At 65.7% G+C, this 23,420-nt stretch carries 19 protein-coding genes and 3 tRNA genes; 6 read left to right on the top strand and 16 right to left on the bottom strand.

Features of this window, described 5'->3' with window-relative positions; all coding sequences use genetic code 11:
* Window positions 1–157: 157 nt before the first annotated feature.
* A tRNA-Glu gene (locus CUTER_RS04740) sits at window positions 158–230 on the bottom strand.
* Window positions 231–363: 133 nt separating this feature from the next.
* On the opposite strand from CUTER_RS04740, the gene CUTER_RS04735 reads away from it, so the two are divergent.
* Window positions 364–1,755 (top strand): amino acid permease, encoded by a 1,392-nt coding sequence (locus CUTER_RS04735; protein WP_047259455.1) that lies wholly within the window; start codon window positions 364–366, stop codon window positions 1,753–1,755.
* Here the strand turns inward: CUTER_RS04735 and mmuM are convergent.
* The 3 genes from mmuM to CUTER_RS04720 form a co-directional block, all read right to left on the bottom strand.
* Window positions 1,715–2,590, bottom strand: a complete 876-nt coding sequence (gene mmuM / locus CUTER_RS04730) for a homocysteine S-methyltransferase (RefSeq protein WP_047259454.1) — start codon at window positions 2,588–2,590, stop codon at window positions 1,715–1,717. The two genes, CUTER_RS04735 and mmuM, sit on opposite strands and share 41 nt — an antisense overlap.
* 78 nt (window positions 2,591–2,668) lie before the next feature.
* Window positions 2,669–2,741, bottom strand: a tRNA-Glu gene (locus CUTER_RS04725).
* 21 nt (window positions 2,742–2,762) lie between these two features.
* Window positions 2,763–2,834, bottom strand: a tRNA-Gln gene (locus tag CUTER_RS04720).
* 182 nt (window positions 2,835–3,016) lie between these two features.
* On the opposite strand from CUTER_RS04720, the gene CUTER_RS04715 reads away from it, so the two are divergent.
* Genes CUTER_RS04715 through CUTER_RS04700 form a run of 4 tightly spaced genes read left to right on the top strand, consistent with a single transcriptional unit; the run spans window position 3,017 to window position 6,551 of the window.
* The gene (locus CUTER_RS04715; protein ID WP_047259453.1) at window positions 3,017–3,928 is read left to right on the top strand and encodes an ABC transporter ATP-binding protein; all 912 of its coding nucleotides are present in this window, start codon (window positions 3,017–3,019) and stop codon (window positions 3,926–3,928) included.
* A gap of 4 nt (window positions 3,929–3,932) precedes the next feature.
* Window positions 3,933–4,742: an ABC transporter permease gene (locus CUTER_RS04710; RefSeq protein WP_047259452.1), complete on the top strand. Its 810-nt coding sequence runs from the start codon at window positions 3,933–3,935 to the stop codon at window positions 4,740–4,742.
* A 29-nt stretch (window positions 4,743–4,771) separates the two neighbouring features.
* The gene (locus CUTER_RS04705) at window positions 4,772–5,941 is read left to right on the top strand and encodes a sensor histidine kinase (RefSeq protein WP_047259451.1); all 1,170 of its coding nucleotides are present in this window, start codon (window positions 4,772–4,774) and stop codon (window positions 5,939–5,941) included.
* On the top strand, window positions 5,928–6,551 hold the full coding sequence (locus CUTER_RS04700; protein WP_047259450.1) for a response regulator transcription factor: 624 nt from the start codon (window positions 5,928–5,930) through the stop codon (window positions 6,549–6,551). The genes CUTER_RS04705 and CUTER_RS04700 overlap by 14 nt, the downstream gene beginning before the upstream one ends.
* Here the strand turns inward: CUTER_RS04700 and gltX are convergent.
* On the bottom strand, window positions 6,548–8,029 hold the full coding sequence (gltX, locus tag CUTER_RS04695) for a glutamate--tRNA ligase (RefSeq protein ID WP_082121269.1): 1,482 nt from the start codon (window positions 8,027–8,029) through the stop codon (window positions 6,548–6,550). The genes CUTER_RS04700 and gltX overlap by 4 nt on opposite strands.
* A gap of 86 nt (window positions 8,030–8,115) precedes the next feature.
* On the opposite strand from gltX, the gene CUTER_RS04690 reads away from it, so the two are divergent.
* On the top strand, window positions 8,116–9,228 hold the full coding sequence (locus CUTER_RS04690) for an isochorismate synthase (protein WP_047259448.1): 1,113 nt from the start codon (window positions 8,116–8,118) through the stop codon (window positions 9,226–9,228).
* A 71-nt stretch (window positions 9,229–9,299) separates the two neighbouring features.
* On the opposite strand, the gene CUTER_RS04685 is transcribed toward CUTER_RS04690, so the two are convergent.
* The 11 genes from CUTER_RS04685 to CUTER_RS04635 form a co-directional block, all read right to left on the bottom strand.
* Window positions 9,300–10,049, bottom strand: a complete 750-nt coding sequence (locus tag CUTER_RS04685) for a fumarylacetoacetate hydrolase family protein (protein WP_047259447.1) — start codon at window positions 10,047–10,049, stop codon at window positions 9,300–9,302.
* 54 nt (window positions 10,050–10,103) lie between these two features.
* Window positions 10,104–11,681, bottom strand: coding sequence for a hypothetical protein (locus CUTER_RS04680; RefSeq protein WP_047259446.1), 1,578 nt, complete (start codon window positions 11,679–11,681; stop codon window positions 10,104–10,106).
* Window positions 11,682–11,694: 13 nt separating this feature from the next.
* A complete protein-coding gene (locus CUTER_RS04675; protein ID WP_047259445.1) occupies window positions 11,695–12,720 on the bottom strand; it encodes a 3-isopropylmalate dehydrogenase in 1,026 nt (341 codons plus the stop codon).
* A gap of 82 nt (window positions 12,721–12,802) precedes the next feature.
* Window positions 12,803–12,985, bottom strand: a complete 183-nt coding sequence (locus CUTER_RS04670) for a YbdD/YjiX family protein (RefSeq protein WP_047259444.1) — start codon at window positions 12,983–12,985, stop codon at window positions 12,803–12,805.
* Window positions 12,985–15,258, bottom strand: a complete 2,274-nt coding sequence (locus tag CUTER_RS04665; protein ID WP_047259443.1) for a carbon starvation CstA family protein — start codon at window positions 15,256–15,258, stop codon at window positions 12,985–12,987. Before CUTER_RS04665 ends, CUTER_RS04670 begins: the two co-directional genes overlap by 1 nt.
* A 123-nt stretch (window positions 15,259–15,381) precedes the next feature.
* Complete coding sequence (gene serA, locus CUTER_RS04660; protein ID WP_047259442.1) at window positions 15,382–16,974, bottom strand: phosphoglycerate dehydrogenase; 1,593 nt, start codon at window positions 16,972–16,974, stop codon at window positions 15,382–15,384.
* Between the two features lie 76 nt (window positions 16,975–17,050).
* A complete protein-coding gene (locus CUTER_RS04655; RefSeq protein ID WP_047259441.1) occupies window positions 17,051–17,923 on the bottom strand; it encodes a hypothetical protein in 873 nt (290 codons plus the stop codon).
* Window positions 17,910–19,700 (bottom strand): DUF262 domain-containing protein, encoded by a 1,791-nt coding sequence (locus CUTER_RS04650; RefSeq protein ID WP_047259440.1) that lies wholly within the window; start codon window positions 19,698–19,700, stop codon window positions 17,910–17,912. Before CUTER_RS04650 ends, CUTER_RS04655 begins: the two co-directional genes overlap by 14 nt.
* Window positions 19,701–19,780: 80 nt before the next feature.
* A complete protein-coding gene (gene ilvC / locus CUTER_RS04645; protein WP_047259439.1) occupies window positions 19,781–20,797 on the bottom strand; it encodes a ketol-acid reductoisomerase in 1,017 nt (338 codons plus the stop codon).
* Window positions 20,798–20,916: 119 nt separating this feature from the next.
* A complete protein-coding gene (gene ilvN / locus CUTER_RS04640) occupies window positions 20,917–21,426 on the bottom strand; it encodes an acetolactate synthase small subunit (RefSeq protein WP_047259438.1) in 510 nt (169 codons plus the stop codon).
* A gap of 11 nt (window positions 21,427–21,437) precedes the next feature.
* Entirely contained in the window at window positions 21,438–23,309 is a 1,872-nt protein-coding gene (locus CUTER_RS04635; protein WP_047259437.1) for an acetolactate synthase large subunit, read from the bottom strand.
* Window positions 23,310–23,420: the final 111 nt, after the last annotated feature.

Raw genomic sequence — 23,420 nt, 5'->3', positions numbered from 1 at the left:
CCGATCTTTTCCCAGAAAAGTGACTGCCGTAAGCGACCACTGGTCTTCCCCTCGAATCCCGCAAAAGCGCAGGACGACACCCCACAAGAGAAGACTGGTATGGGGTAGAGAAACGCCCACTCCCTCTATTTCGGAGGAAGCGGGCGTTTATACTTTGTACCCCGTACGGGATTTGAACCCGTGTTACCGGCGTGAGAGGCCGACGTCCTAGGCCGCTAGACGAACGGGGCAAGAACCACCTACAGCTTATCTGTAGACTGTCCGTATTCGCTCTCGCTGCGGACTCGAAGAATATTAAAACAACACCGCGCCGCGCCGCAAATCAGCTGGTGAGAGCGCACAGATAGCCTAGAGTATCTCGGCATGACCTCCGATACTTCCCACACCGACGTTCACCGTAGCCTCGGCGCGCGACACCTGGTGATGCTCGCCCTCGGCGGCGTGATCGGCTCCGGGCTCTTCATCAGTTCCGGTTACACGATCACCCAAGCGGGTCCCCTAGGCACAGTTATCGCCTACCTCGTCGGCGCGCTCATCGCCTGGATGGTGATGGCGTGCCTCGGGGAGCTGGCCGTGCAATACCCCGAATCCGGCGGCTTCCACGTCTACGCCTACCGCGCCATCAGCCCGGCCGCCGGCTTCACCACTGCGTGGCTGTACTGGCTGTGCTGGGTTGCCGCCCTCGGATCGGAGCTGACCGCCTCCGGGCTGCTCATGCAGCGCTGGTTCCCCGACGTCGAGGTGTGGGTGTTTTGCCTCGTGTTTGCCGGCGTTCTCTTCGCCATTAACGCGGTGAGCGTCCGCGGCTTCGGCGAAACGGAGTTCTGGCTGTCTCTCATCAAGGTCGCCGCCATCGTTGTGCTCATCGTCGTCGGCTTCGCGGCCATCGCCGGCCTCGGCCCTCGGGAGGCTACCGGCCTGAGTAACTTTGTCACGGACGACGGTCTCTTCCCCACCGGCGCCTCCGGAGTGTTCATCACCATCCTCGCGGTGTTCTACGCGTTCTCCGGCACCGAGCTCATTGCCATCGCCGCTGGGGAGACTCGCGATCCCCACACCACCATTCCCCGAGCGCTCAAGGCGACGCTACTGCGTCTGGTGGTGTTCTTCGTCGGCGCTATCTTCGTCATCGCGGCACTCATCCCCTTTGACCGCCTGAAGGAAATTGGTGGCGACGAATCCGTCGAAAACAGCCCCTTCGTGCTCGTTTTCGACCTGGTCGGCATCCCCTACGCCGGCGACATCATGGCGGTGGTCATCATCGTCGCCCTGCTCTCGGCCGGCAATAGCGGCCTCTACGCCTGCTCTCGGCTCATGTACTCGATGGCCCGGGCTGGGCAGCTGCCCGCCGCCTTCGGTCGTACCACTGCCCAGGGCGTGCCCCTGCTTGCGCTCTCGGTCTCGCTGGCCGGCGGCCTCATCGCCCTCGTGTCCAGCGTGGTCTCCCCCGGAGCCGTGTATCTGGCGCTGGTGTCCATCGCTGGCTTCGCGGTCGTGGCTGTGTGGATGGTCATTATCGTCTCTCAGATGAGGCTGCGAGCCACGATCGATCCCACCACGTTGAGCTACTCCACCCCCGGCTACCCGGTGGTGCCCATCGTCGCCCTCGTGGCGTGTTCCCTCTCGCTCGTCGCCGTCGCCTTCGATCCCAACCAGGTCGCCGCGCTTTACTTCGGTATCCCCTTCGTGCTGGTGTGCTGGGGCGTGCACTACGTCACGATTGACCGGCGAGGACGGCGATCTCCCGAGGCGTAACCCGGCAGCAGCCGCCAAGCAGCCGCACTCCAGCGGATCGCAGCTCCCCTGCGCACTCCAGCAACCCGCGGGCGTCATCGTCAGCTCGGTGCCACGACCGCGCCTCGTGGTCCCACACTTCACCGCTGTTCGGGTAGGCGGCCAGCGGCAGGTCGAGCACGCGGTCCAACTGACGTACTGCCGCCAAAGCGTCCTCCGCACTGCTGCAATTGACCCCCACGGCCACCAGGTTCGACGCTGTCGAGACCACCTCCGCCAGATCCGTTAACGAAGTGCCGTCACGCATCCCGGCGCTGTCGACCGTGACGGAGAGCACCGCCGGCTTCGGCACGCGGCCCAGCTCGGCGACAAGTGCCTGCACTTCCAGAATGCTCGGCACGGTCTCGGCCCAGAGCACGTCGGCCTCCGTGTCGGAAAGGACCTCGATGCGCCGTCGGTGCCAGGCGGCCAGCTCGGCGACGCTGAGGCCGTAGGCGCCGTCGTACTCCGTACCCGCACCTGGTCCCGCGCCGTAGGGCCCGATCGAGGCGGCGATCCACTGGCCTGGCCGGGTTCGCGCTTGCGCGGCGAGGGCGACGCTGCGACGCAACAACTCCTCGGCCTCCTCGCCCACGGCGTCGAAGGTCACCTGATACGAGCACGTCGTTGCGACGTCAGCGCCAGCAGCGAAGAAATCCGCGTGAGCTGCCCGGACCTCGTCCGGGTTGGAGCGCAGGATGGCGGCTGACCACAGCTGGCCGGTGACGTCGTTTCCGCGAGCGGCGAGGTGGGTCCCGAGGCCGCCGTCAAGGGTGATGGGCGTGCCGTCTGCCAGTGCCTGAAGAAAACTGCTCATGGCAACAAAGTCTACTAAGCGGCGGACATAAGAAAACGAGGCAGCCACTCGGGAAGAGTGACTGCCTCGTCTTATTCGTACCCCGTACGGGATTTGAACCCGTGTTACCGGCGTGAGAGGCCGACGTCCTAGGCCGCTAGACGAACGGGGCGCAGCGAAGAAAACTCCGCAGCTGGCCTACCAGGACTCGAACCTAGAATGACGGTACCAGAAACCGTAGTGTTGCCAATTACACCATAGGCCATTGTTCTCTCCAGGCGGTCACCCGCGCTGTGAACGAGGAATACTATAACCACAACCGCGTAACGGCCACAAGTCCGCAGCGTACGCCGCCTTTTGGGAGCTTTCTCCGCCCTGACAAATGTCATCGGGAACCCGTGATCCTCGCCATGGGTCTCCCCCGTGATGAGGCGGTTAGCTCAAGGTATGAGCTCCACACCTGCCATCGCGCTGACCGGATTGACCAAACAGTTCCGCTCCGCCACCGCCGAATCCGGCGTCCTCAACGCCGTCGACGACGTCACCCTGACCATCGAGCGCGGCGAGATCGTCGCGGTCCTCGGACCGAACGGCGCTGGAAAGTCCACCGCCATCGACATGATTCTCGGACTCACCCGCCCCACCTCCGGGACGGTGACGGTCCTCGGGCGTAGCCCAGCGGAGGCGATCAACGACGCGCTCATCGGCGCGGTCCTTCAGACCGGTGGCCTGCTCGGCGAGCTCACCGTCGACAACACCCTCCGCCTCGTCGCCGCCACCTATCCACGGCACCGGCCGGTGGAAGAGCACCTTCATCGCCACGGGCTGACAGACCTGCGCCGGCGAAAGATTGCCCGCTGCTCCGGCGGTGAACAGCAGCGCCTCCGCTTCGCCCTGGCGACGCTGGGGGCACCACAGATCATCGTTCTCGACGAGCCTACGGCCGGCATGGACCCGGTCAAACGCCGTCAATTCTGGGGCGCCCTGAGCGAGGAGGCACGCCACGGCACGACGGTGATCTTCAGCACCCACTACCTAGAGGAGGCGGAGCACTACGCCCAGCGCGTCGTTCTGCTCGCCGAAGGCCGCATCATCGCCGACGGCCCCGTTGCCGAGATCCAGCGGTTGACGAACCACAGCGTGCTGGACGCGGACATCCCGCCCACCTTCGACGCCGAGATTGCCCTCCTTCCGGGAGTGTCGGATCTCCGCCGGGCCGGCGAAGAGATATCGGTGACCTGCACGGATGCCGACTCGGTGGCCCGCACTCTGCTCACAACCACCCCGGCGCGACGCCTGCGCATAGCCACCGCCGGGCTCGACGACGTCTTTTTCACCCTCACCAGCAGGAAGGCTTAAACCCATGACCACTCCCACCCCCGCACTCACCGCCGAGCGCAGTGCCTTTCGCCGGACTCTGGCCTACTGCGGCTACTGCCAGCGCCGCATCCTCAGCGACTACGGAACACTCTTCTTCAGCATCGGCTTGCCGGTGTTGTTCTACTTCTTCATCTCCGCCGCCAACGACGGGACCGACCTTGAGCTACCCGGCGGGAATCTGGCCGCCTATCTCATGGTGGGAATGGCCCTCTACGGCGGCGTCACCTCAGTGGTCTCCGGCGGCGCCCTGGAGGTGGTTGACCGCCTCACCGGTTGGGGACGCCAATTGGCGTTGACGCCGCTTAGTGCTTCACAGATCCTCATCACCGAGGTGGTCAGCGCCGCGCACCGGGTTATCCTGCCGATCACGGCGGTGTTTCTCGCTGGAGCGGCCACCGGCGTTGAGATGCCTGCTCGGCACTGGGCGGTGACCTACCTCATCTGCTGTGTGTGCTCCGTTCCTTTCGGCTTCCTCGGGATGGCCGCCTCTGCGCTGGCCCCACGGCCGTCCACCGTCGGCGTGGTGAGCTCTAGTGTCGCTTTCTTGGCCTTCGCCGGCAACCTTTTCGTCCCGATCCCCGATAGCTGGTTGAGCCTCGCACGCCTCACCCCGCTGTGGGGGCCAAGCCTGCTCGCCCGGCACCCGATTCTTCAAGACATGCCTGTCCTGCATGATTCCGAGCCCACGAGCCGTTCGGATCTCACAGCGGCGGTGATTAGCACCATCGTCTGGGCTGTGATCTTTATCGCCGCCTTTGTGCTTCTTAGCCGCAGGGAGAAGGCCCGCGCCTAGCATTGACCACAGCAGCGAAAGGAGGCCCCATGTCCGCCTCGCCGCTTAGCGGCGCCTTCAGCCGCCCCTTCCGCGGCTTCGATCACCGCGCTGCGCTGAGCAACTCGGTGTGGTTGGTCTTCCTCATCGCGGCCGTGACCCCGACCATTGCCAACCCCGCCAACGCCTGGCCTCACCGGGTGGCGATCCTCGTCCACGCCGCGGCCTTCGGTGCGCTCTTCTGGTTCATCGTGGGCTCGGCGGATTATTATCCTCGCGGGTGGCCGGAGCGGCATCGACAGGTGCTGACCATTTTTGTGCTCAGCGCCTCGGCGCTCAGCGCGATTCCACTCCTGCACCAGTGGTCTATCGTTTACTTCCCCTTCGTAGCCAGTCACCTCGCCTTCGGCTTCTCTAACCGGACCGGCGGTATTCTTGTCGCCGTGACGGCCGAGGGTGTCTTCGCAGCAGCCTGGGCTTTTGATGACCGCTACCTGCTCAGTTACTTCATCGTCCTGGTGTTCTGGCCGGCTTTCGTCTGGCTGCTCAGCGTCTTTTCCCGGTTGGAGGAGACTACCCGCCACGCCCGCGAGGAGCTTCAACTCGTCCGCGAGCGCGAGACCATAGCCCGGGACATTCACGATCTGTTGGGGCACACCCTCACCGTTATGAATCTCAAGGCTGAGCTCGCCTCCCGGCTGGTCGCCGTCGATCCCGATGCCGCTCGCCGCGAGATTGACCACATTGCGTCGCTGTCGCGCACCGCTTTGGCAGAGGCTCGGTCGACGGTCACGCGGATGCGTAGCCCGGATTTTGCCGGCGAGGTCGAAGCCGCTGCCCGCGGCCTGAGCACTGCCGGGATCTCCGCAGACCTGCCCGATGCTGACAGTGTCGGCGCCGTCTCCGGCGGCAACGCCCAACTCTTCACCTGGGTTCTTAAGGAGGCGACGACGAACATCCTGCGCCACTCCGCGGCCGCCCGAGTCGTTGTTCAATGCTCCACCCACAAGCTGCAGATCGACGACGACGGCGTCGGTTTCCCGCCCTCGATACTCCTCGACCCACTCGCGCTACCCAGCGGCTTGGGCGGGCTGGCCCGGCGCGTGCACGACGCTGGCGGGGCGCTGCACCTATCCACCAGCGAGCTAGGCGGGGCGCGCATCCTCGTCACCCTCACTCGCGACGCCGTCCCCATGGAGGTTGACCGTGCCGACCGCTGACCCACCCATCAGGATCCTCATCGCCGACGATCAAGCACTCGTCCGCGGTGCCCTCGCGGCCCTCCTCGGCACGGAGAAGGACATGGTGGTCGTTGCCCAAACCGGCACCGGCGCCGACGTAGTCGAGCTCGCTCGTACCCACCTCGTCGACGTCGCCCTACTCGACATCGAGATGCCCGATGTCGACGGCATCGCCGCCTGCGCGGCACTAACGGCGGCAGGACTGACAACTGCCACCATCATCGTCACGACCTTTGGTCGCCCGGGTTATCTCCGTCGGGCGTTGGCGTCCGGGGCCACCGGTTTCGTCGTCAAAGACACGCCTCCTGACCAGCTCGCGGAGGCCATTCGGCGAGTCGCGCGGGGCTTGCGGGTCATCGACCCGACGGTCGCAGAGGAGTCCCTGTTCACCCCGGATTCACCGCTCAGCCCCCGCGAAGAGATCATTTGCCGTTTAGTCCTAGCGGGCGCGTCGACGGCGGATATTGCCCACAGTCTTCACCTCACCCAGGGCACGGTCCGCAACCACTTCTCCGCCATCATCGCCAAGACCAACAGTGCGAACCGCTTCGAGGCGGCCTCGACCGCCCGGGACAACGGCTGGCTCTAGGCCACCCAGGGGGTGAGCTCCCGGGCAGCCCTCAGGCGCGCCAGGGTGGATTCGCGACCGAGCAACTCCATGGACTCAAACAGCGGCGGGGAGACCTGCTCGCCGGAAATGGCCACCCGCAGGGCTCCGTAGGCCTTACGGGGCTTGAGCTCCAGGCGCTCGATGAGCGCCTCGGACAGGGCCTTCTCGATGTCCGCGGTCCGCCAGTCGCGCAGAGCCTCCAAAGCGGCAATGGCCTCATCGAGCGGCTGAACCGCGTCTTCCTTGAGGTTCTTGCGGGCGGCCTTGTCGTTGAGCTTCAGCTCCTCATCCTCGGTGACCAGGAACTTCAGCAAACCGTAGGCGTCGCCGAGGGTCTTGATGCGAGTCTGGACGAGCTCGGCGGCTAGGGCGAACTTCTCCTCCGGGTAGTCCACGGGGAAGTCGGTGTAGTCGGTGAAGTAGTCGCGCAGGCGGTGGCGGAAATCCGTCGGCTCCAGCAACCGAATGTGGTCGGCGTTGATGGCCAGCAGCTTCTTCTCGTCGAAGCGCGCCGGATTACCGAGGACGTCCTTCACGTCAAAGGCGGCGATGAACTCGTCGACGCCGAAGATGTCCTGGTCGGAAGAAAGCGACCACCCCAGCAGCGCCAGATAGTTGAGCATGCCTTCGGGGATGATCCCGGCGTCGCGGTGGTTGAAGAGGTTCGACTCCGGGTCGCGCTTGGACAGCTTCTTGTTGCCCTCACCCATGACGAAGGGCAGGTGGCCGAACTGCGGAGTGAAGGTAGCGATACCGATGCGCTGAAGGGCCTCGTAGAGCGCGATCTGCCGGGGCGTGGAGGACAGCAGGTCCTCGCCGCGCAGGACGTGGGTGATGCCCATCAGGCAGTCGTCGACGGGATTGACCAGCGTGTACAGCGGCGCGCCGGTGGAGCGGGCCACGACGTAATCCGGCTGGGTCTCGGGACGAATCTCCATGTCCCCGCGAACCAGGTCGTGCCAGCGCCAGACCTTATCCGGCATCCGCAGGCGCCACACGGGCTTGCGGCCCTCGGCCTCGTAGGCGTCGATCTGCTCCTGGGTGAGGTCCCGGTCGAAGTTGTCATATCCCAGCTGCGGGTCACGACCGGCGTCGCGGTGACGCTGGGAGACCTCCTCCGCGGTGGAGTAGGCGGGATAGACCTCCCCGGCGTCGATGAGCTTGGTGAGCACGTCCGCGTAGATGTCCATCCGCTGCGACTGGCGGTAGGGCTCGTGCGGTCCGCCCGTCACCACGCCTTCATCCCAGTCGAGCCCCAGCCAGGTCAGCGAGTCGATGATCGCCTGATACGAGTCCTCGGAGTCCCGGGCAGCGTCGGTATCCTCGATGCGGAAAATGAGCTGGCCGCCAGTGTGGCGAGCGTAGCCCCAGTTGAAGAGAGCCGTGCGCACCATCCCGACGTGCGGGGTACCAGTCGGGGAAGGGCAGAATCGTACGCGTACATCGCTGTGAGTCATGGTCCTTATAGTAGACGGCACCGGTCGGCACGCTGCGTGCAGGGGAAAGTCGGCAGTTATCGATCCAGGAACTAAAGTGGATTCCCATGTCTGCTCGTCGCCCTACCACCGCCCCGGACTTCTTGCTCTCCCGGGCACACGGATCGGTTCGCACCCAAGGTGCGCGCAAGACTTTCACCGACCCGTGGGCGGCCGCGGATGCACTGCACGACGGCGATGTCCCCATGGTGGTCGGGGCGCTGCCCTTCGAGCGTTCAGCACCGGCCGCACTAACGGTGCCGAAGAAGATCATCCGCGAATCCGGCCCGCTGGAACCGCACTCCTACTATCGCTTCGGACCGGGCGCCCGGCTGAGTGCGCGCATCGAGCACGTGGACCCCGCCGAACACGAGCATCTTCGACGCATCGAGGCGGCCATTGAAACGATCCGCAACTCCAAGCTCGACAAAGTTGTGCTCGCGCGGGCGGTGAACATCGCCTTCGACCCGCCGGTGGACCCTCTGCTCGTCGCGGCACGGCTCATTGACCGCTCGAACAACCGCGATGGCTTTATCGCCGATCTCACCCCTGCGGGTCTTGACGGCCACATGCTCGTCGGATCCTCCCCGGAAGTGCTGGTCCGCCGCCACGGAAGCGTCATCTCCGCCTATCCCCTGGCCGGCTCCGCTCCGCGTCACGAGGACCCCGCTCGCGACGCCGAGGCCGGTTATCTCCTCGCCGAGTCAGCCAAGGATCTCTCCGAGCACCAGTACGTCGTGGAACACCTGCGTGCGGCGCTGGGGCCGCTGTGCTCCCGGCTCGACGCCCCGGCAGTTCCAGAGCTGACGAAGACGAACGAGATGTGGCACCTGGCGACCCCGATTGTCGGCGAGCTGGCGAACCCGGCGACCACTGCGCTGGAACTGGCGCTGCGCATCTACCCCACACCGGCGGTGTGCGGCACCCCGACTGACGCCGCAGAGGCCCTCATCCAAACCGCCGAGAGCGACCGCTCCTTCTATGCCGGCGCCGTGGGCTGGTGCGACAACACCGGCGACGGCGAGTACATGGTGGCCATCCGCTGCGCAGAGGTTGCCGGGGACGGCCGGAGTGCGCGCGCCTGGGCGGGCGGGGGCATCGTCGCAGACTCGGATGCGGACGAGGAGCTCGCTGAAACCTCAGCAAAGCTGCGTACCATCCTGCGTTCTCTGGATCTTTAAAAGTTTGGCCCTAATGGGCCCCGTTGCGCTATCAAACTTTAAAAGTTTGATTTCGAGGCCCCGCTACCCAGCTAACCCTTCTGCACCGGGTTGGTCAGGGTGCCAAGGCCGGGAATCTCCACCGTCACCGTGTCCCCCGGCTCAACCGATGTGGCACCCGCCGACGAGCCAACGCACACCACATCGCCGGGAAGCAGCGTCATGGACGCAGTGACATACTCGATGATCTGGCCGAAGTCCGCACCGAGCGGCGTGGCGGTTGCAGCGGTGGTAGCGCCGTCGCGGGTGCGTCGGAGTGTGACCTGCGCATCGTCGAGGCCGAGGGCACTAAGGTCCGTGTCGATCCACGGTCCAAGCGGGCAGAACGTGTCACTGCCCTTGGCGCGGGTGGCGTCGCCATCAACGGCTAGCAGGTCGCGGGAGGTGACGTCGTTGCCGATGGTCGCGCCCCTAACCACTGTTTTCCAGTCCTGCGCCTTGACATTCTTGCAGGGTCGGCCGATAACGAGCGCCAGCCCCCCTGAGCATTCGACGTCGGTGGCGAAGTCGGGGATCTTGATGGGCATCCCGGGTCCCACCACGGCCGTTGCCGGCTTCAGGGTCATAACCCCGGGCAGCGAGCCGCCGTCGGCGCGGTTATGGTCAACGATGATGACCTTCGACGGCAGCGTCGGCGCAAGTAGGCGCACCTGCGAGAGCTCCCACGAGCGGCCCGTATAGTCCGGCTCGGTGAACGGGGTGCCGGCGATCTGTTTCACGTCGTCGCCGTCGACGACGGCGAAGGTCAGCCCCTCGGGGGCAGCAATTCGAGCAAAGCGCATGGAGACATGGTAACCGGCCGCCGCGCTACCCCCGGCGGCCGGTCGCGGGTTCGGCTACTGGTAGGACACGAACCAGGGGCGCGGATCCACCCAGTTGAAGGTCTCCTCCGGGGTGAAGGTGGGGGTGTCTTCGTCGATGAAGTTCTTCCACGCCATGAACCACTCACCCTCTAGGCCGTCCTGCAGGACGTTCCAGGTTTCGAACTTCAGGTCCGGGGAGCCGTGGCCGTCGGCGTGCAGGACGAAGGCGAGCTCCGGGTGGTCGGTGTTGACCTGCTCGCGGTCGCGGATCATCTGCCACTGGAACTGGTGCAGCACCAGCGCCTTCTGCGGCAGGTTGTTCTCCCGCGTGAACTGGGCCAGCCAGTCGGCCACCTCATTGACCTCGGCGGCCTCGACGTGGCCGATGTTGGTCATCGGCAACTCGTCGGGACCGAGCTTCCACTCCGGGTCCAACGCTAGGCCGACGTTCGGCCGCTTGAGGAGCTCCTCATGCAGCTGGGCCTGCTGCAGCAGCGACGCCCGGCCCGGCTGCAGGTCGATGACCGCGTAGCCGCCGGCTTCGGTGATGGCGTCGATATAGGCGACGTAGTCTTCCATCGCGAAGTCCGTGGGCACGGAGTTGGAGTAGTCGCCGTCTTCGCCGGGGAACTCCGACGCCACCGTCACGATGACCTCGAAGGCGGGAATGACGGGCTGCGTCTCATACTGCTGGTATTCGGCGGCCAAGTCGCTGACCGCCTGGGCGGCCTCGGCCGGCGGCAGGCTGCCCATGACCCCGAGGGCGTCGCCGGAGGGATGACCGTAGTAGGCGATCATGCGCCGGCCGGGGAATACGAGTCCGCCACCGCCCGGGAGTTCGCCGTTGTCCGCCATGTCCACGGCCGCGGCGTAGCGGGCGGTGTCACCGAATTCGTCACCGAGTGCAATGGTGTCGCCTTCGGCGGCGAGCTTCATCGACTCGGAGGTCACGCGGGGATCCGGGTAGCTCAGCAGTTGAACGTCGGCGCCGGCGGCCTTCGCGGTGGCCACCGAGGCGGCGGCGGTGCCGGCTGTGGCGAAGAACGGCGGCATGGAGTCCTTCGCGTCCGATTCCAGGGCAGCGATATCCGTGGTCAGCTGCGCCTCCGGGCTCGCCGACTCGTTATCCTCCGGGTTGGGAGAGGTCTCCAGGTCGATGGCCGTGTGGGCGTCGATGGGGCCGGGGTCGAGCACGGGCTGGTGTGTTGCCGGCGTGTAGGCCGGAACCTCGATCTGCTCGATTGTCGCGTCGGTTCCCTCCAGGCCGGCGACGGAACCCGCCGTCTTGATGGTTTTCGCCCCCAGGCGGGTGGCTTCCTCGACGATCTGTGCGCCGTTGCTGCCGGTGGCCACGAGCATCGGGGCGCCGTCGGCGATCGCCTGCTCCGCGGCGGCGCGCTGGGCGGCAGGGTCCGCGGCGGCGACGACGATGGTGTCGGCGCTGTCAAACAAGCGCTGGGAGACTGCCAGGCCGGAATTGTCGCCGTCGGCGATCGCCTCCGGCCCAGAGGTCTTGAGCGCGGAGCCGCCGCTCGGGGCGTCGGAACAGGATGCCAGAGTAAGGCCGAGCGACGCGGCGGTCGCCAGGGCAACAATTCGTGTGAGCTTCATAATGCTCTACAGGTTACAGAGCCGGTGCCAGCATGGCCGCGATTTGGTCGCCAATCTCCACGGTGTTGAGGGGCCCCTCCCCCCGCTGGGCGACGTGCTCGGCCACGGCGGTCTCGATGCGTTCGGCGTTATCATCGTCGCCCAGGTGGCGCAGCAGCAGTGCCGCGGAAAGGATGGCGGCCGTCGGATCGGCGATGCCCTGGCCGGCGATGTCCGGCGCCGAGCCATGAACTGGCTCAAACATGGACGGGTTGGTGCGCGTGGCGTCGATGTTGCCCGAGGCAGCCAGTCCGATGCCTCCGGTGACCGCGCCCGCGAGGTCCGTGAGGATATCGCCGAAGAGGTTGTCGGTGACGATGACATCGTAGCGCGACGGGTCGGTCACCATGTAGATCGTGGCTGCATCGATGTGGTTGTAGTCAACGGTGACCTCGGGGTAATCGGCAGCTACCTCGTCGACGGTGCGCTGCCACAGGTCGCCGGCGTGGACCAGCACGTTCTTTTTGTGCACAAGCGTGAGGTGCTTGCGCCGGGACATGGCGCGCTCGAAGGCATCACGCACCACTCGTTCGGCGCCGAAGCGGGTGTTCTGCGACACCTCACTGGCCACCTCGTGCGGAGTCCCGGCGCGCAGGGAGCCGCCGTTGCCGGCGTACAGCCCTTCGGTGCCCTCGCGGACGACGACGAAGTCGATCTCCCCCGGATTCTTCAGCGGCGAGTGTGCCCGTGGGTACAGCTTGCTGGGGCGCAGGTTGACGTGGTGGTCAAGGCTGAAGCGCAGCTTGAGCAGCAGTTCTCGCTCGAGCACTCCAGGGGGGACAGCGCCGGGCAGCCCGACGGCGCCGAGCAGGATGGCGTCGTGCTCCTTGAGCGCGGCCAGATCCTCGTCGGTGAGCAGGTCGCCCGTGGCGAGGTAACGCTGGGCACCGAGGTCGAACTCGGTGACCTCGATGTCGTCTCGAACGGCGCGCAGGACCTTCAGCGCCTCAGCGGTGACCTCGGGGCCGATGCCGTCGCCGCCAATGACAGCAAGTTTCATGTTGCGGGATTCCTTTCTCACTAACCGGATATCGGTAGTGTAGCAGCGGCCTGCTCAAGGACCCCACCTGTCATCGGCGGTATTAGCAGCAGCGCGCCCCCGGGTTCGCGTCTTGTTCGGCGTAGCGCGCCCGCCAGTACTCGCGCTCGGTCGGTACCGGCGCCCCCGGGTGGTGCTCTCGCAGATGAGCGCAGTACTTCTCGTAGTCATGGTCGCCCATGAGCTCACGGACGTACCAGAGCACCGACTTGAGCGCGGCAACCACTAGTGGCCTCCCGTGCTCACGGGGTCGATACCGTAGGCCTTCATGACCTCCTTCTCGCGCGGGGTGGCCATCATCCCGACGGGAAGGAACAGCGTCGACGGGTGTTCGTCATCCTCGCTGTCGTCGACGTCGCCTTGGCGAATCGCCTGCAGGCACACGACGACCGCCGTGCCGACCACCACGAGCACCAGCACCGCGAACAGGATGGACAGGCAGCCCTGGATGAACGTGTTACGCACCACGGCGTCGATCGCCTCCGGGCTCGATGCGGAGCCGAAGGACTCCAACCCTTGCTGTGCGGCCTCCTTGAAGCGGGCGTGCTGCGCCCAGTAACCAATGGAGGGATCGGAATGGAAAATCTTCTGCCAGGAGGCCGTCATGGTGACGATGAGATCCCACACCAAGGGCACGCCGGGGATCCAGGCCCACCGGTAGTAGCCCTTCTTGACAACAATGACCATGACCAGGGCCAGCGCCATGGCGGCAAGGAGCTGGTTGGCGATGCCGAACAGCGGGAAGAGCACGTTGATGCCGCCCAGCGGGTCGGTGACGCCCATGATGAGGATCGCTCCCCACAGCGCGCACACCGCGAGGGTGGCGATCCACGAACCCAGCCGCCAGTTGGTGTCGGCGAACTTACCGAGGCCCGGGACGTTCGACAGGGCGTCGGTCATCATGAACCGGGCGACGCGGGTGCCAGCGTCGACGGTGGTGAGGATGAACAGTGCCTCAAACATGATGGCGAAGTGGTACCAGAAGGACTGCAGGGCCGCGTTGCCGGTGATGTCCGTCATGATCTGGCTCATGCCGAAGGCGAGCGTCGGCGCACCGCCGGTGCGGGAGACGATGGTGTGCTCGCCGACGGCCGCCGCCGCGGCGTCGAGCTCGGCTGCCGTCACCGGATCACCCGGCAGGTGCAGGCCGGCCACGAACTCGGCCGCACCCTGGGCGGTGCCGCCGGTCAGCGCGGCCGGGGCGTTCATCGCAAAGTACATGTGGCGATCGATAACCACGGCCGTGATGAGCGCCATGACGGCCACGAAGGACTCCATGAGCATGCCGCCGTAGCCGATGGCACGCATGTGGGATTCCTTCTCAATGAGCTTAGGAGTGGTACCCGAGGAGATCAGGGCGTGGAAGCCCGACAACGCACCACAGGCGATAGTGATGAAGAGGAAGGGGAACAGGCTACCGGAGAACACCGGGCCGCCACCGGAGGTGGCGAAGACGGTGACGGACGGCATCTGCACATCGGGCCGCTCCACCAGAATGGCGATGGCGAGCAGGGCAATGACACCGATCTTCATGAAGGTAGACAGGTAGTCACGCGGCGCCAGCAACAGCCACACCGGCAGGATGGCGGCGATGATGCCGTACGCGATGATGCACACCGCCAGGGCTTCCTTGCTCAGGGTGAATACCGCAATGCCCCACTCCGTGGAGGACACCCAGCCGCCGCCGATGATCGACGCCAGCAGCAGCACGACGCCAATAACGGACACCTCGCTGACCCGGCCCGGGCGCAAGTAGCGCAGGTACAGGCCCATGAACAGCGCGATCGGAATGGTCATGGCGATGGAGAACACGCCCCACGGGCTCTCCGCCAACGCGTTGACGATGATGAGCGCCAGCACGGCGATGATGATAATCATGATCGCCAGGGTGGCCAGAATGCCGGCGGTTCCGCCGATGCGTCCCATCTCGTCGCGGATCATCTGGCCCAGCGAGCGGCCACGGCGCCGGGTAGACACCCACAGCACCAGGTAATCCTGGACCGCGCCGGCGAAAATCACGCCGAGGACGATCCACAGCGTGCCCGGCAGGTAGCCCATCTGGGCAGCCATGACGGGGCCGACGAGCGGGCCGGCACCGGCGATGGCGGCGAAGTGGTGGCCGAAAAGGACGCGACGATCGGTCGGAACGTAGTCCTTGCCGTCGTTGACGTACTCGGCCGGCGTCGCCCGGGTGTTACGCGGCTTGACGACGTTGTATTCGATGAGCCGGGCGTAGAGGGAATAGCCGATGATGTAGGAACCGACTGCGGCGAACACCAGCCACACGGAGCTGATGGTCTCGCCGCGGCCCAGGGCGATGGCAGCCCATCCCGCGGCAGCGAGAATAGCGGCGACGGCCAGGAAGATTTTTTCTCCCGTACCGATTATCCGCTGCGGTCGGACGGCGACGGGGTGCTCGACGCCGTCGACGACGGTGTACTCGACGTCGGGTTCCCGCCCCCGGTCGCCCACCGGGCGCGGGGGGTTAGCAATAGTCATAGAGGGGTCTCCTCGATTACTCGATTCGGCGGGCATCACGGTAATGCCCGTTAACCAGCCCCCTTACTATTCCACAGCAAATAGCCAGCCAGCTAACCGGATATTCCTCCGCTACTCAACCGTTTAATCCAGATCGATTTGAACAGCCTCTGCGGAGAGGGCTTCTGCAATGCGAGCGACGACGTCTTCGGGTAGCTCCCGCTCCACCCGCAGGATGAGCGTGGCACCGGCCCCATCCGGCGTCTGCGACAGGGCCGCCGCGTCGATGTTGATACCCTGCTCGCCGATGATCGATCCCGCCTTGCCCAGCGCACCGGGCACGTCGTCGTAGCTAAGCAGCAGATTGATCCCGATCGCCCGCATGTCAAGACCCCGACCGCCGAGGCGGACGATCTTCTCCAGGCGGTTGAGCCCGGTCAGGGCACCGACCACGGACACCGCCTCACCGTCAGCCGCGATGACCCGGACCTCCACCGCGGACCGGTGGGAGACGGATTCGGCCGCCGTCGACGTCCGGTAGGTCAATCCGCGGTCCGCGGCGATCTGCGGCGCATTGACGAAGGTGACCGGTTCCGCGGTCACGCTCTGGAAGAGGCCACGCACGGCCGCGAGCCCCAGCACGGAGACGTCCTCGCTCGACAGCTCGCCTCGCGCCTGCACCTCCAGGGTGTCGGGGGCGCCGTGCAGCAGCGAACCCGCCATGAGCCCGAGCTTGCGCACAAGGTTGAGCCAGAGAGACACCTCTTCGCCGACCGGGCCGCCGACGACGTTCACCGCGTCCGGGACAAACTCCCCCGCTAACGCCTTGAGCACGGACGCGGCGACATCGGTGCCGGCTCGATCCTGCGCCTCCGCGGTGGACGCTCCGAGGTGGGGCGTAACGACTACCTCGTCGAGGCCGAATAGCGGCGAATCGGTGCACGGCTCCGTGGCGTAGACGTCGAAACCAGCTCCCCGGATCCGCCCGGCCTTAATCGCATCGGCAAGCGCCTGCTCGTCGACCAGGCCGCCGCGCGCGGCGTTGACAATGATCTGTCCGGGCTTGGACTTCGCCAGCAATTCTGCCCCGAACATGCCGGCCGTCTCCTTCGTCTTGGGAAGGTGGATGGTCACGAAGTCGGAGCGCTCCATCAGCTCCGGCAGGCTCACCAGCTCGACGCCCAGTTGGGCGGCCCGGGCCGGGTTGGCGTAGGGATCGTGGGCGATGATCTGCGTTTCGAAAGCACGCAAGCGCTGGGCGAACAGCTGCCCGATGTGGCCGAAGCCGACGATGCCCACGGTTTTGCCAAAGATCTCCACGCCTTTGAAGGCGGAGCGCTTCCACTGCCCTGCTCGCAGCGTCTTGTCCGCCGCCGGGATCTGGCGGGCGGTGGCCAGCAGCAAGGTGACGGCGTGTTCGCACGCGGAGTGGATGTTCGAGGTGGGTGCGTTGACGACCATGACGCCCCGCTCGGTGGCGGCGTCGATGTCTACGTTGTCGAGTCCCACCCCCGCCCGGCCGACGATCTTGAGTTTCGACGCCTGCGCGAGGACCTCCTCGTCGACGGTGGTCGCCGAACGGACGAGCAGGGCGTCGGCCTCGGGTACCGCGGCGAGCAGCTCGGCGCGGTTGGGACCGTCAACCCAGCGCACTTCCACGCCTTGTCCCAGGGCATCAACGGTGGACTGAGAGAGTTTGTCGGCGATCAACACGACGGGCTTGGACACGGGAATCATCCCTCCTGGAATTTCTATAGCGGTATCCAATACCTGGTATCCAACCACACGGCGCCGGTCGCTTCCACGATTGGGGCTAGCGACGTACCCCCACCGCCGCCTCTGCTTCGGCGATCGCCGCTGCTAGGTGTTCGTCGGTACCGAAATCCCTGCCCAGGGCCAACAGGGGTTGATCACTTAAGCCGACGGTCGCTTCGAAAGTCGTCCACGACGCGCGCGGATCCACTCCGTCGACCAACCGCACTTTCGCCCCGTACGCCCGAGCGTTAGCGATCGAGGCTAACGGGGTATCCACCGTCGCGATGGCTACCGGGGAGTTGAGGCCGTCGCGTCGGGTCTGGACCGGCAACGGCCGAACGCGGGAGTTCGGATCGGTGCTGACCTCGTCCCACGAGGTGCGTAGGAGAATCGGCTCGCGCCCGTCCAGATCGATCAATGCAGTTACGGCTTCCTGCGGATCGTCAATGACGCGCTCGGTGAAACGAAAGGCCGTCATGTCCCCCAGGGCGTCAAGGCCACCGGGGTCTCGAAACACCGTCGGGGTGCCTGAAGATTCAGCGATCCCCACTTCGCCAACGAGCACGATGCGCAACGCCCCCAGGCGTCGCAGCTCTGTGATGATGTCCGCGTGACGGTGACGCTCATACACCAACATCGGCGAGTGCGCGAAGACGGCCAAAGAGGCCGCCCGCAGCTTCGCGGCCGGATCGTTTTCCGCGACGATCGCCGACACCGACGTGTCGAACAACAGCCGCGAGGTTTCCAAGCCAGTGACGTCCCCCACCACCACCGGGTGACGGGGGAAGGCTGGATCCACGTGCCGGTCGCGGTTGACCACGGCGAGCTCGGCTGGGGACAGGGGGCCGTCGTCGGCTGAGGCACAGCCGACGCATGCCGCCGCCACGAGGGCGACGGCCAACCCGGCTCGACGCGCTCTATCCGAACGCATTCGGCCCTTCGGAACCGGCCGCAAAGTTAGACTCATCGACGTCGCGGATTACCGGGCGGTCAATGGCGTACTCCACCATGCCGACGAGGCGCCGGCGCCGCTCCTCGAAGGTCTCCGCCGCCCGCGAGCGGTGCAACAACTCCGGGTCGAGCTCATGGGAGGCGAGCACCGCGTCGAACTCATCGTCCTCCATGACCGACTTCGACTGCACTCGCGGCAAGTAGCGGGTGGGGTCGTAGCCACCGAGAACCGCCTCGGTGCGCTTGCTCATCGGGGTGCGGTTGAGCACCGACTCCGCCAGCACGGAATCAACTCCGTGGCGCTGGCACCACGCCAGCGGGAAGATCGTTTCGAAACCGGGCTGGAGTTCCTCCACCGTCTCCGCACTAAAGGGCTTGCCCGTGCGCCAATCGAGGGCACCGCGCGCCATGAGCAGTGCGAAGATACCGCGCCACACGCCGGAATCCGGCACCACCGAGAACAGCCGTGACTCCGCGAAGCGAGCATCGCGCACCGTCTTCGGGGTTTCCGCGTCGCTGACCAGCAGCCACGTGCACAGCTCGTCGACGTCGCGAGCCGAGCGAATGGTCACGGCGGAGGATCCGTAGAGCTCCCCGAACACGCCGGACCAGAACCACAGATTGAGCCGGTCCTCCATCTCCTGGCGCGACAGCTGGCCCTCGGCGTCGTCGAGCAGCGCCAGGCACGCGGCCAGCGGCACGAGCTGGGAAATGTAGGGAACCTGGTCGGCGGTGAAGATGCACCGTTTGGTCAGGAACTGCGCCGCCCGCAGGAAGCCTTGGACCACGACCGAGGCCTGCTCGTGCCAGTCAGACAGGCTCATGGTCAAGATGTCCTCCCGCAGCGCACCGGGCACGCCGCGACGGGCGGTGACGACCAAGGTGAGCGCCTTCAGGAACTGGGTGCGGTCAACCCCGGCAAGCACCGGCACCTCGCGCATCGGGGCAACGATCTCCTCGTAGGCGCTGGCCAGGGAGAAGGAGGGATCCTCCACGGCGAAGACCGCAGTGAGCAGCTCGAAGATATCGAATTCCAGGCCCGGGGAGTTCGCGTGGGCGAAGATCGCGCCGATGCCGGTCTGCGCTGTCTCGCGCGACAGGCGGATCATCGGGATGGAATAACCGGCCAGCGGTGCCACGATCCGGTGGTGGAAGACCTTGATGGCCTCGCGCACCTCGGCGTCGGCGTCCACCGCGATGTCGAAGAGGAGGTTCGCCCCCTCCTGGCCGAGCAGCGAATCCACAGGCACACACCCCGCAGCCACCTGCTGCTCGCGCGTGGCCAGCGGGTAGTCGATCGCCGGGCCAAAGTGCGACGTGACATAGCCATCCTCATCCACCGTGAACACGGCTTCGTCCGGCAGCACGTCCTCGGAGACGGCGGTGGTCACGTTGACGAAGAAGCGGCGGCGGATGCGCTTGGCGCGGAAGTCCACCGTGTCGACCAACCCGCTGCCTTGGAAGCAGAGGTAGAGGCTCGTCAGACGCTGCTGACCGTCGAGCAGCATGATGCCGGGGGCACTATCGGTAGCCGGGGCGCCGGTCAGGGGACGGGACCGGAAACGGACCGGCTCATCACGAGTATCGAGCGCCATCATGGCGCCCACCGGGTACCCACGGAGGACCGTGACGACCAGGTTGCGGATCTTGTCTACATCCCACCCGTAACTGCGTTGAAAGTCGGGTAGCTGAAGCTCACCGCGGTCGATGCGGTCAAACAGTTCCGACAGGTAATAGCTGGGCGTGGTAAAGGCCATGACCGTTAGTGTAGCCACGCAACCGCCCCCTGCCACTTCGGCGTGGCAGGGGGCGGTTCAGGCGATGGTTGGGAATGCGCCTAAGCAGTTTCGGAGCGGGCGTCAACCTTGACCCAGCTCATCATGTCGCGCATCTTCGCGCCGGTCTCCTCAATCGGGTGAGCGGCGATCTCCTCACGGTAGGCCTTCATGCGCGGCTGACCAGCGGCGACGTCGGAGAACATGCGCTCGACGAAGGAACCGTCCTGGATGTCCTTGAGGACGTCCTGCATGGCCTTCTTGGTGTCCTCGGTGATGACCCGGGGGCCGGCCTCGTAGCCGCCGAGCTCGGCGGTCTCGGAGATGGAGTAGTTCATGTTGGCGATGCCGCCCTCGTAGACCAGGTCCACAATGAGCTTCATCTCGTGCAGCACCTCGAAGTAGGCCATCTCGGGCGCGTAGCCCGCCTCGGTGAGGACCTCGAAGCCGGTGGAGATGAGCTTCTCCAGACCACCACAGAGCACGGCCTGCTCGCCGAAGAGGTCGGTCTCGGTCTCTTCCTTGAAGGTGGTGTAGATGACACCTGCGCGGGCGGCACCGAGGCCGGCGGCGTAGGACAGCGCCAGATCCTTCGCGTTGCCCTGCGGGTCCTGCGCGACGGCGATGAGCGCCGGGACGCCCTTGCCGTCAACGTAGGTGCGGCGGACGAGGTGACCCGGGCCCTTCGGGGCGGCCATCGCCACGATGATGTCCTCGGCGGGCTTGATCTTGCCGAAGTGGATGTTGAGGCCGTGTGCGAAGAACAGGGCGTCGCCCGGCTCCAAGTTCGGTTCGATCTCCTCAGCAAAGAGCTCGGCCTGGGTGGTGTCCGGGGCGAGGATCATGATGACGTTGGCCCACTTGGCGGCCTCCGCATTGGACTTCACCTCGAAGCCGGCCTCGGCCGCCTTCGCCGCGGACTTCGAGCCCTCGCGCAGGCCGATGACGACCTCGACGCCGGAGTCGCGCAGGTTCTTGGCGTGGGCATGCCCCTGGGAGCCGTAGCCGATGACGGCGACCTTCTTGCCCTGGATGATGGAGAGATCGGCGTCGTTGTCGTAGAAAACCTCAATAGCCATGTTTGTGGTCGTACCTTTCGCTGAGATTGAGTATTGTTCGTCCATTGTGCCACACATCGTCACACAAGTCATCCATCAGGTGAGACAATCCTCGCAAATTATCTCACCATGTGGACAGTTTAGCGTGACGGGGCCATCGTCTTAGGCCCGCGGTTGAGCGCCACGAGACCGGAGCGGACCAGCTCACGGATGCCGAAGCTCTCCAACACGTCGAGCAGCGCGCGCAGCTTCTCCGGCGAACCCGTGGCCTCAATGACGACCGAGTCCGGCGCAACATCCACGACCCGGGCGCGGAAGATGTTGGCCGCGTCCACGACCTGCGGCCGGTTCGCGTTGTTCGCGTTGACTTTCACGAGCATGAGGGCCCGCGCGATGGTGTTATCGTCGTCGAGGCGGACGACCTTGATGACCTGAATGAGCTTGTTGAGCTGCTTGGTGATCTGCTCAATCGAGTGGTCGTCGGCGTCCACGACGATCGTCAGCCGCTGCAGGTCCGGGTTCTCCGTCTTCGCCGTCACCAGCGACACGAGGTTGAAGCTGCGGCGGGTGAACATGGCCGTGACCCGAGAGATGATGCCGTCGACGTCCTCGACCTGGACAGAGAGAATGTGTCGGGTGATGTCAGTCATGGGTTTCTCCTTTACTTCTCTGCTGCCTGGTTCATGGCTTCGCCGAGGGCGTCATCGATCTCTTCGGGCGAGGCCCCGGCGGAGTCCTCGTCGAAGTCCGGGCGCAGCCCGCGGGCGTACTCGATGTCCGAGTTCGACGACCCGGCGGCGATCATGGGCCACACCTGGGCGTCCTCGCCGACGATGAAATCGATGACGACGGGCCGGTCATTGATCTCCCGGGCCTGACGGATCGCCGGCAGGATCTCCTCTTCCTTCGTCACGCGGATGGCCGCGCACCCCAAGCCCTCGGACAAGCGGACAAAGTCCGGAACGTACTCGCCTTGGTTGCGCAGCTTCGTGTGCGAGTAATGGCCGTCGTAGAACAGCGTCTGCCACTGCCGGACCATGCCCAGGTTGCCGTTGTTGATGAGCGCCACCTTGACGGGCAGCCCCTCAACTGCCGCCGTCGTCAGCTCCTGGTTGGTCATCTGGAAGCAGCCATCGCCGTCGATCGCCCAGACTTCCTTCTCCGGCATTGCCGCCTTAGCGCCGAGCGCCGCGGGAACCGCGTAGCCCATGGTCCCCAGGCCGCCGGAGTTGAGCCAGGTGCGGGGGTGCTCGAAATCGACGAACTGCGCCGCCCACATCTGGTGCTGGCCGACACCGGCCACATAGATGGCGTCGGGGCCGACCTCCTTCGACAGGGTTTCGATGACGCGCTGCGGGCTGAGCTGGCCATCCGGCTGCTCCTCATAGCCCCGCGGGAACCGCTCCTTGAGGCCGGCGAGGTAACGCAGCCACGTCGCGTGCGACGGAGCCCCGTCGGCGGTCGCGGCTCGATAATTGGCGTCGAGCGTGTGCAGGACCCGCTTCGCGTCGCCGACGATGGGCACGTCGACGGCGCGGATCTTGCCGATCTCCGCCGGGTCGACGTCGGCGTGGATGACCTTGGCGTCCGGGGCGAAGGACTCCGTCTCGCCGGTGACTCGATCGTCAAAGCGGGCGCCAATGGTGATGAGCAGGTCCGACTTCTGCATGGCCGCAACCGCCGGAACGGTGCCGTGCATACCCGGCATACCCATGTGCAATTCGTGCGAATCCGGGAAAGCACCCAGGGCCATGAGCGTGGTGACGACGGGAATGTTGGCGTATTCGGCGAAGGCACGCAGCTCGGCGGAAGCGTTGGCCTTGATGACACCGCCGCCGATGTAGAGCACCGGGCGCTCGGCCGCCTGAATCATCTTCACGGCCTGGGCGATCTGCCGCGAATGCGGCGACGTCACTGGCTTATATCCGGGCAGGTTCAGCTCCGGCGGCCAGCTGAACTCGAACTCGGCGTTCTGGATGTCCTTGGGAATGTCGACAACGACCGGGCCCGGGCGGCCCGTGCCGGCGATGTGGAAGGCCTCGGCGATGGTGGCGGGAATCTGGCTGGCGTCCGTGACCATCATGTTGTGCTTCGTGATGGGCATGGTGACGCCGCGGGTATCGGCCTCCTGGAACGCGTCGGTCCCCAACAGCCCCCGACCGACCTGGCCAGTGATAGCCACCATGGGGACGGAATCCAACTGCGCGTCGGCGATGGCCGTCACCAGGTTCGTTGCCCCCGGCCCGGAGGTGGCGATGCACACGCCCACCCGGCCCGAGGCCAGCGCGTACCCTTCGGCTGCGTGGCCGGCACCCTGCTCGTGGCGAACGAGGACGTGGCGCAACGTGGTCGACTCATACAGGGCGTCGTACAGCGGAAGCACCGCGCCGCCGGGGAGACCGAACACCACGTCGGTTCCCAGGTTTTCCAACGATCGAACGACGGCCTGTGCGCCGTTCATGCGCTCCGTGGTGGACTGCTGAGGCTGTGCAGCGGCGGCATCAGCCGGAGTGGGCGTGGTGGAAGGTGCCACGGTCTCAAGCTCCTTAACTTACGTGTCTGACGGTCGTGATCGGGGTTCCTAGAGTTGGTCGGCCTAGGTAATGACAATGCCCTCGTCTCAGCACTAAGGGTGGGTGCTGGC

It is taken from the genome of Corynebacterium uterequi (assembly GCF_001021065.1).
Classification (GTDB): domain Bacteria; phylum Actinomycetota; class Actinomycetes; order Mycobacteriales; family Mycobacteriaceae; genus Corynebacterium; species Corynebacterium uterequi.
The sequence above is the reverse complement of the archived record's forward strand: the minus strand, read 5'-3'. Positions and strand labels throughout refer to the sequence as shown.

Excerpts from the sequence above, each read along its gene's own strand:
- CUTER_RS04650 (WP_047259440.1), bottom strand. The coding sequence starts at position 19,700 with ATGGCCTTTACCACGCCCAGCTATTACCTGTCGGAACTGTTTGACCGC.
- ilvN (WP_047259438.1), bottom strand. The coding sequence starts at position 21,426 with ATGACTGACATCACCCGACACATTCTCTCTGTCCAGGTCGAGGACGTC.
- CUTER_RS04715 (WP_047259453.1), top strand. The coding sequence starts at position 3,017 with ATGAGCTCCACACCTGCCATCGCGCTGACCGGATTGACCAAACAGTTC.
- ilvC (WP_047259439.1), bottom strand. The coding sequence starts at position 20,797 with ATGGCTATTGAGGTTTTCTACGACAACGACGCCGATCTCTCCATCATC.
- gltX (WP_082121269.1), bottom strand. The coding sequence starts at position 8,029 with ATGACTCACAGCGATGTACGCGTACGATTCTGCCCTTCCCCGACTGGT.
- CUTER_RS04690 (WP_047259448.1), top strand. The coding sequence starts at position 8,116 with ATGTCTGCTCGTCGCCCTACCACCGCCCCGGACTTCTTGCTCTCCCGG.
- serA (WP_047259442.1), bottom strand. The coding sequence starts at position 16,974 with ATGATTCCCGTGTCCAAGCCCGTCGTGTTGATCGCCGACAAACTCTCT.
- CUTER_RS04685 (WP_047259447.1), bottom strand. The coding sequence starts at position 10,049 with ATGCGCTTTGCTCGAATTGCTGCCCCCGAGGGGCTGACCTTCGCCGTC.
- CUTER_RS04735 (WP_047259455.1), top strand. The coding sequence starts at position 364 with ATGACCTCCGATACTTCCCACACCGACGTTCACCGTAGCCTCGGCGCG.
- CUTER_RS04665 (WP_047259443.1), bottom strand. The coding sequence starts at position 15,258 with ATGACTATTGCTAACCCCCCGCGCCCGGTGGGCGACCGGGGGCGGGAA.
- mmuM (WP_047259454.1), bottom strand. The coding sequence starts at position 2,590 with ATGAGCAGTTTTCTTCAGGCACTGGCAGACGGCACGCCCATCACCCTT.
- CUTER_RS04705 (WP_047259451.1), top strand. The coding sequence starts at position 4,772 with ATGTCCGCCTCGCCGCTTAGCGGCGCCTTCAGCCGCCCCTTCCGCGGC.
- CUTER_RS04655 (WP_047259441.1), bottom strand. The coding sequence starts at position 17,923 with ATGCGTTCGGATAGAGCGCGTCGAGCCGGGTTGGCCGTCGCCCTCGTG.
- CUTER_RS04675 (WP_047259445.1), bottom strand. The coding sequence starts at position 12,720 with ATGAAACTTGCTGTCATTGGCGGCGACGGCATCGGCCCCGAGGTCACC.
- CUTER_RS04710 (WP_047259452.1), top strand. The coding sequence starts at position 3,933 with ATGACCACTCCCACCCCCGCACTCACCGCCGAGCGCAGTGCCTTTCGC.
- CUTER_RS04680 (WP_047259446.1), bottom strand. The coding sequence starts at position 11,681 with ATGAAGCTCACACGAATTGTTGCCCTGGCGACCGCCGCGTCGCTCGGC.